The 7,430-nt window shown below is 40.2% G+C and carries 6 protein-coding genes, 1 tRNA gene, 1 pseudogene and 1 CRISPR repeat array; of the genes and pseudogenes, 3 read left to right on the top strand and 5 right to left on the bottom strand.

The window, feature by feature from the left end:
- From EDC44_RS11355 to prmB, 4 genes and pseudogenes are all read right to left on the bottom strand, one after another.
- A partial coding sequence (locus tag EDC44_RS11355; RefSeq protein WP_165870263.1) for a transposase occupies positions 1-143 on the bottom strand: 143 nt, incomplete at its 3' end.
- Between the two features lie 82 nt (positions 144-225).
- Positions 226-520: direct repeats of the CRISPR family, unit length 32 nt; unit sequence GTTTCAACTCACGCACCCGTGAAAGGTGCGAG.
- A 181-nt stretch (positions 521-701) separates the two neighbouring features.
- Positions 702-909 (bottom strand): annotated as a pseudogene (gene cas2 / locus EDC44_RS11350) (CRISPR-associated endonuclease Cas2).
- Between the two features lie 161 nt (positions 910-1,070).
- A tRNA-Asn gene (locus EDC44_RS11345) sits at positions 1,071-1,146 on the bottom strand.
- 371 nt (positions 1,147-1,517) lie between these two features.
- The gene (gene prmB, locus EDC44_RS11340) at positions 1,518-2,477 is read right to left on the bottom strand and encodes a 50S ribosomal protein L3 N(5)-glutamine methyltransferase (protein ID WP_131979010.1); all 960 of its coding nucleotides are present in this window, start codon (positions 2,475-2,477) and stop codon (positions 1,518-1,520) included.
- 97 nt (positions 2,478-2,574) lie between these two features.
- Between prmB and smrB the strand changes: the two genes are divergently transcribed.
- Both smrB and glnS read left to right on the top strand, forming a co-directional pair.
- Entirely contained in the window at positions 2,575-3,078 is a 504-nt protein-coding gene (gene smrB / locus EDC44_RS11335; protein WP_131979007.1) for an endonuclease SmrB, read from the top strand.
- A 124-nt stretch (positions 3,079-3,202) separates the two neighbouring features.
- The gene (gene glnS / locus EDC44_RS11330) at positions 3,203-4,855 is read left to right on the top strand and encodes a glutamine--tRNA ligase (protein WP_131979004.1); all 1,653 of its coding nucleotides are present in this window, start codon (positions 3,203-3,205) and stop codon (positions 4,853-4,855) included.
- 64 nt (positions 4,856-4,919) lie between these two features.
- Here glnS and EDC44_RS11325 read toward each other — a convergent pair whose 3' ends face one another.
- On the bottom strand, positions 4,920-5,474 hold the full coding sequence (locus EDC44_RS11325; protein ID WP_131979001.1) for an NAD(P)H nitroreductase: 555 nt from the start codon (positions 5,472-5,474) through the stop codon (positions 4,920-4,922).
- A gap of 90 nt (positions 5,475-5,564) precedes the next feature.
- Between EDC44_RS11325 and sppA the strand changes: the two genes are divergently transcribed.
- The gene (gene sppA / locus EDC44_RS11320) at positions 5,565-7,427 is read left to right on the top strand and encodes a signal peptide peptidase SppA (protein WP_131978998.1); all 1,863 of its coding nucleotides are present in this window, start codon (positions 5,565-5,567) and stop codon (positions 7,425-7,427) included.
- Positions 7,428-7,430: the final 3 nt, after the last annotated feature.

Genomic DNA, 7,430 nt, shown 5'->3' with positions numbered 1-7,430 from the left:
ATTTGCGACAGCCAACGACGTAATGCCGTTTCTCCCACTTTTAACTCTCGACAAGCTTGAGAAACTGAATAACCTTGTTCTGTAACGAGTTTTACTGCCTCTGCTTTATATTCAGGGCTAAATGTGCGTCTTGATTGTTTCATTTTGGTTTCCTCTTTTGGATGGTATTTTACCACCTATTGAGGACTGCAAGATTAGTGTATCACTACACTGATACACCACTACGTTTCAACTCACGCACCCGTGAAAGGTGCGAGGTTGGTAAATTAGTTCTTAGGTAAATTTGTTAAAGTTTCAACTCACGCACCCGTGAAAGGTGCGAGGCTAACCGGCACACCAAAACAAATCGCTTGGGCAGTTTCAACTCACGCACCCGTGAAAGGTGCGAGAAAGCTAGATGCCGTCATTAATGCTTATAAAGTGTTTCAACTCACGCACCCGTGAAAGGTGCGAGGACGCCAAAAGCGAAATTAGTCAAAAACGTTGGGGTTTCAACTCACGCACCCGTGAAAGGTGCGAGTGCCATCATGAGGATAACACATCTATCAATGGTGAAGAGTGCGGTTTACGCTAACCTTACCAAAAATTGACAGATGAAGTATATCAATAAATCCTTTGGTTTTCTAACCTATTCAATTTATTGATAGGAGACGTGTGCTAACCTTACAGCAATTTAATGAGAACAGGAGGTTAGCGATAAATTAAATGATAAGAGGAGTGCGGAAAATATCAATCGAGGCTTTTGCACCGTAGTGTTCAACTTTTTAATTTAATCCATGGAACCGAGATTACTTCGCATTCAAATACTGAATATTGTACTCTTGTCCCGTAGTTTGGGCAATGTTTGGCAATACGTCTTAATCGTCGCTCGCTGTTCTCGTTTTCTAGTGATGCATCATAAGTAATGATGCACCATCATAATGAATCTAGAAAACAGAAGGAAAAATAAAGTGATTGGATTGAGAGACTACAAAAAATAAAAGCCCATAGAACACCTATAGGCCAAAATCTTTTGACTGTATCTAGTTTTTATAAAAGGAGACAAATAAAAACTAATCAAAAGATAAAACTGGCTCCTCCTGCTGGACTTGAACCAGCGACATATGGATTAACAGTCCACCGTTCTACCGACTGAACTAAGGAGGAATAAGTTTTTATATTAAATCATTTGGTGCGAATAATAGTGCGTTGAATCGCTGTTGTCAATGATTTATTTACAAATATTTCTCCAATTGATTTATTAAATTTTCTATCCACAACACCTGTGGATAACTCTGTGAGTTATTTTGTTTTAGAACGCCTAAAGTCTTATAAAAACAGGCTACGGACGATTTTATCTTTAAATTGATTGTAAAATAACATTTTATTTAAAATCAATTAGTTAATAAAAATCCAGTAAATTTTTTAGAAAATTTTTCAAAAATTTGAATTACTTCTCTTGACAAATATAAGTCTGTGTAAAACTTAAAAAAATCCAATCTGAATTTGTTGAAATTTTGTTAATTTATACCGCACTTTTATGTCATAACGAATTTTTCATGGTGTAATAATAAAGTGGCTTTATCTAAAGCGAATACGCCGTCACCGCCCTGCTCAAATTCAATCCATTGGAACGGTACATCGTGATATTGTTGTATTAAATGCACCATACTATTACCCACTTCGCAAATCAATATGCCGTTATCGGTGAGATAATCAGCCGATTGAGCTAAGATTTGCTTAACCAGAATCAAACCGTCATGACCGGCTTCCAATGCCATCAACGGTTCGTGGCGGAATTCTTTCGGCATATCGTCAATATCTTCTTTGTCCACATAAGGCGGGTTGGTGACGATAAGATCATATTGATCTTGCGGCAGCTGATCGAATAAATCCGATTGTAGTGGAAAAACTCGATGGCTTAATCCGTGGCGTTCGATATTCATTTCGGCCACTTGTAATGCTTCAGATGACAGATCTACGGCATCCACTTCCGCTCCGGGAAATTCGGCAGCACAAGCAATAGCAATACAGCCGCTGCCGGTGCACATATCCAAAATGCGTTGCGGTTCATCTTGCAAAAAGCCTTCAAAATGCTGCTGAATCAGCTCACCAATAGGGGAACGGGGAATCAATACGCGTTCATCTACATAAAATTCTAATCCGCAAAACCACGATGAGTTAGTGAGATAAGCCACCGGAATGCGTTTTTCCAAGCGTTCGGAAATCAAATTTACCAGTATTTGTTTTTCGGATTGAGTCAGGCGGGTATCGTAAAGTTCTGTCGGCACATCCATCGGTAGTGCGAGTCCGTGCAAAATTAGCTGAGAAGCTTCATCCCAGGCATTGTCTAAGCCTTGTCCGAAAAAAATATCGGAACGGTTAAACATACTGTATGCCCAACGTAAATAATCTTTAATGGTCAACAGATTCTGCGTAACCTGATCGAATTGAATAGATTCCAATAAATCCTGATTAAATTTTTCGTATTTTTGCATTCTATATTCCTTAGATGGGAGTAAAATTTGGTGCAATATAGCATATTTAGCTTAATGATGTTAGCATTTGACGGATTGAAATATAAAGAGTAGAAAAATGTTAGAACAAGACGATATTAATTTATTTAAAGAAGCCGTGAAGGGCGTGAAAAAAATCAAGCAAAATACTTATGTTGCCCCAAGAATAAATTTGAAAAAGAAAGCGGAAATCCGCGAGGTGCGGGAAACGGAAGATACACTGTTTTATTTTTCCGATGAATATGAACCGCACTTAAATGAAGAGGATAAAGTAAAGTATTTGCGGGCGGGAGAAGATTCGCATTTACTGAAACAGTTGCGACGAGGCGATTTTTCACCGGCTTTGTTTTTGGATTTACATGGATTGACACGCGAAGAAGCTAAACGGGAATTAGCCGCCTTGATTCAAGCCTGTCAGCATGAACATATTTATTGTGCCAGTATTATGACCGGTTACGGCACTTATACGCTGAAAAAGCAAATTCCCCGTTGGTTAGTTCAACATCCTAATATACGGGCTTTGCATCAAGCGCCGAAAGAATGGGGGGGCGATGCGGCGATTTTGATTTTGCTGGATGTATAAGCCATGTTTCGCAAGTCAAGTGCGGTTAAAATTATAAAAATTTTACCGCACTTTTGTTATGCGCATAAACAGTGTAAAATAGTCAGAATTTTTTAGTTAAACATGACAGAATAATGGGATAACAATGACAGAAACAGCAGAAATCAAACCAACCAATTTTATCCGTCAAATTATTGATGAAGATTTGGCAGCCGGCAAGCATACACAAATCCACACCCGCTTTCCACCTGAACCAAACGGTTATTTGCATATTGGTCACGCAAAATCCATTTGCCTGAACTTCGGTATTGCGGAAGATTATCAAGGCTGGTGCAATTTGCGTTTTGATGACACCAATCCGGTGAAAGAAGACGTGGAATATGTGGACTCCATCAAACGCGATGTGGAATGGCTTGGTTTTAAATGGCACGGCGAAACGCATTATGCGTCCGATTATTTTGATCAGCTTTACGGTTACGCCATTGAATTAATTGAAAAAGGCTTAGCCTATGTGGATGAGCTCTCACCGGAACAAATGCGTGAATATCGTGGCACGTTAACGGAACCGGGCAAAAACAGTCCGTATCGTGATCGCAGCGTAGAAGAAAACTTAGCTTTGTTTGAAAAAATGAAAAACGGTGAATTTGCAGAAGGCAAAGCGGCATTGCGTGCTAAAATTGATATGGCATCACCGTTTATGGTTATGCGTGATCCTGTGCTATACCGCATTAAATTTGCCAGCCATCACCAAACCGGTGATAAATGGTGCATTTACCCGATGTACGATTTCACTCATTGTATTTCTGATGCTATCGAGCGTATCACTCATTCGTTGTGTACCTTGGAATTCCAAGACAACCGCCGTTTATATGATTGGGTGTTGGACAATATTTCTATCGAACGTCCGTTGCCGCACCAATATGAATTTTCCCGTTTGAATCTGGAAAGCACACTGACATCTAAACGTAAGCTGATGAAATTGGTGGAAGAGCAAGTGGTGGACGGTTGGAATGATCCGCGTATGCCGACCATTTCCGGCTTACGCCGCCGCGGTTACACACCGGCTTCTCTGCGTGAATTTGCCCGCCGTATCGGTGTCACCAAACAAGATAACATGGTGGAATACAGTGCGTTAGAAGCCTGTATCCGCGATGATTTAAACACCAACGCCCCCCGTGCAATGGCGGTGTTAAATCCCTTAAGAGTAGTAATTGAAAATTTTGGTGAGAAAGAAATTTTGCACGCACCAAATCACCCGAATCGCGAAGAATTAGGTTCTCGCGAATTGCCGTTTACCCGAGAGATCTTTATTGATGAAGCGGATTTTCGTGAAGAAGCGAACAAGCAATATAAACGTCTAGTGTTAGGCAAAGAAGTGCGTTTGCGTAACGCTTATGTGATTAAAGCCGAACGGGTGGAAAAGGACGAAAACGGCAATATTACAACGGTTTATTGTACTTATGATCCAGACACTTTAGGCAAAAATCCGGCGGACGGTCGCAAGGTAAAAGGCGTAATCCATTGGGTTTCTGCCGAAGATAACTATCCGGCAGAATTTCGTGTGTATAACCGTTTGTTTACCGTGCCGAATCCGGGGGCGGAAGAGAATATCGAAGCGGTATTAAATCCGGAATCTTTAGTGGTGAAACACGGCGTAGTGGAAAAATCCTTATTCAACGCACAAGCGGAACAGGCTTATCAATTTGAACGGGAAGGTTATTATTGTGCAGACAGTAAAGACAGCCATCCGGAACATTTAGTGTTTAACTTAACGGTGAGTTTGAAAGAAGGGTTTTAATTTGTAATCCTCAAGTGCGGTTGAAAAAATAAAAATTTTCAACCGCACTTTTTAATTACAGGCTTTATAAATAACTGACAAATTTAGTGGTATCTGCAACTTTCACTTCCCGTTCGGTTTTTTCTTCTGCAGTGCCGAGCATTAAAAATGCAATGATTTTATCGTTTTCTTCACATTCAAAGGCTTCACGTAAATCAGAACCGTCCACCCAAGGGCCTGTTACCCACACATTTGCAAAACCCTGTGCATTGGCGGCAAGCTGTAAGGCATAGGTCGCACTACCGGCACACAGCATTTGTTCCCAAGCGGGTACTTTTTTAATGGTTTTATCGATTTTGGCAATAACTACAATTATCATCGGCGCCTTAGTGGCAACACCTTCCGCCTTTTTCAAGCGTTCTTCACCTAAATCAAATTCAACTACCGCATTTTTGAGTAAATTTGCTAATGCCTGACGTGCCTCGTTTTCGATCACAACAAAGCGATAAGGATGTAGTTTCCCGTGATCCGGGGCATGTAAAGCGGCTTGAAACATTTGTGTTAACTGAGCTTTATTTGGTACCGGAACGGTTAATTTTTTTTCTGAACGGCGGGTAGTTAATAATGTAAGCGCATCCATTATATTGTTCCTTTTTGATATATTGAATTTGTGTTAAAGTATTTTAACAAAATTTTTAACCGCCCTTAAGGGCTATTTCAAGGGAAACATATGCGATCTATTTTAAATTTTATTAAATATTGCTGGCGAGTATTAAATTTTATTCGTGATTGTGTCATGAATATTGTGTTTTTGCTATTTGTTATGTTGGCATTAACGGTATTCAGTTTAGTGTCAACTTATCATGCTAAAACCGATACAACCGCTGTTCTGCAAGGTAAGCAAGGGGCGTTATTACTCAATCTTGACGGCTATTTGGCAGATAATCGTGAAGTGGAAAGTTTAAGAACTGCGGTACAACGTTTTGAGAATCAGCATATCCCAATGCAAATTTCCACCTTTGATGTGGTGTATGCTATTGAACAAGCTATTAATGATGATCGAATTAAAGGTATTGTGCTCGATCTTAATTATTTTGAAGGGGCTGATTTACCGTCGATTGAATATATTGGAGTGGCCTTATCTCGCTTTAAACATTCCGGTAAAACCGTAGTAGCGATGTCCGATAATTATGGTCAATCACAATATTTGCTGGCAAGTTACGCTGACAAAATTTATTTGAATAAAGCCGGTGAAGTGGATATTCACGGTTTAGCCTATCAAAATTTATACTACAAATCCATGTTAGAAAAATTGGCAATCACACCGCACATTTTTCGTGTAGGTACTTATAAATCTGCCGTTGAACCGTTTTTGCGGGATGATATGTCACTGGAAGCCAAGCAAAATGCCAAACAATGGCTTGAACCGATGTGGAATGATTATCGCCAAATCGTGGCAGCAAATCGTGACATTAAACCGGAAGCCGTGCTACCTGAAGCCCAACAATATTTAACCGAATTAAAAGCATTAAAAGGGGATACAACATCTTATACCAAACAGCGTAATTTAGTGACGGATTTGGCGACTCGGGCGGAAATAAATGCACAACTAATCGAATTATTTGGTGAAAATGATGAACATAAATTTCGCTCCATTGATTTATTCGGTTATTTGGCTGCCTTACCGGATCGTATGACAACAGAGAAGTCCGACAAAATTGCAGTGGTGAATGTTGAAGGAACGATTATTGACGGTGAAAGCGACGAAACCAATGCCGGTGGTGATACGATTGCCCGTTTATTACGTCAGGCTCATGATGATCCTAAAGTAAAAGCGGTAATTTTACGAGTAAACAGCCCCGGCGGTAGTGCTTTTGCCTCGGAATTAATTCGTCAAGAAGTGGATAATCTGCAAATCGCTAAAAAACCGGTGGTAGTGTCTATGGGCAGTATGGCGGCATCAGGCGGTTATTGGATTTCCAGTACGGCAGATTGGATTGTGGCAGATCGTAACACAATTACCGGTTCAATCGGTATTTTTGCGATGTTCCCTACCTTTGAAAAAACCTTGAAAAAAGTCGGTATTACAACAGACGGTATTGCTACATCTACGTTAAGCGAAAGTGGATTGACTTCCGGCTTATCGCAAGATGTAAAGGATGTTGTGCAGCTAAATATTGAACATGGTTATGATCGCTTTTTAGATGTGGTAAGCCAAGGTCGTCGTAATCTTACCAAAGCACAGGTGGATAAAGTGGCACAAGGTCAAATTTGGTTAGGCCGTGTAGCGGCAGATCTTGATTTGGTTGATGAGAATGGCACATTTTATGCGGCGGTAGCTCGAGCAGCTATGTTGGCTGAGCTTGATGATTATGGGTTGGAATGGATGCAGGAAAAAAATGATAGCTTGCTGGGGCAATTATTTGCACCGCTTCATCACAGTGCAAAAAGTGCGGTACAAAATGCGATTATTAATGTGATCGGCCTGCCGCAACAAACAAAACAAGTTAAGCAGTCTATAGATATACTCACAAAATTTAATGATCCGAAAGGCCAATATTTATATTGTTTGAACTGCGGCAAAATTAATTAAGCA

Origin of the sequence: Cricetibacter osteomyelitidis (assembly GCF_004340985.1) — a bacterium.
Taxonomy (GTDB): domain Bacteria; phylum Pseudomonadota; class Gammaproteobacteria; order Enterobacterales; family Pasteurellaceae; genus Cricetibacter; species Cricetibacter osteomyelitidis.
Note: the sequence above shows the minus strand (reverse complement) of the source record. Positions and strands in the feature narration are given on the sequence as shown.

Coding starts and splice junctions, on each gene's coding strand:
- prmB (WP_131979010.1), bottom strand. CDS start 2,477: ATGCAAAAATACGAAAAATTTAATCAGGATTTATTGGAATCTATTCAA.
- smrB (WP_131979007.1), top strand. CDS start 2,575: ATGTTAGAACAAGACGATATTAATTTATTTAAAGAAGCCGTGAAGGGC.
- glnS (WP_131979004.1), top strand. CDS start 3,203: ATGACAGAAACAGCAGAAATCAAACCAACCAATTTTATCCGTCAAATT.
- EDC44_RS11325 (WP_131979001.1), bottom strand. CDS start 5,474: ATGGATGCGCTTACATTATTAACTACCCGCCGTTCAGAAAAAAAATTA.
- sppA (WP_131978998.1), top strand. CDS start 5,565: ATGCGATCTATTTTAAATTTTATTAAATATTGCTGGCGAGTATTAAAT.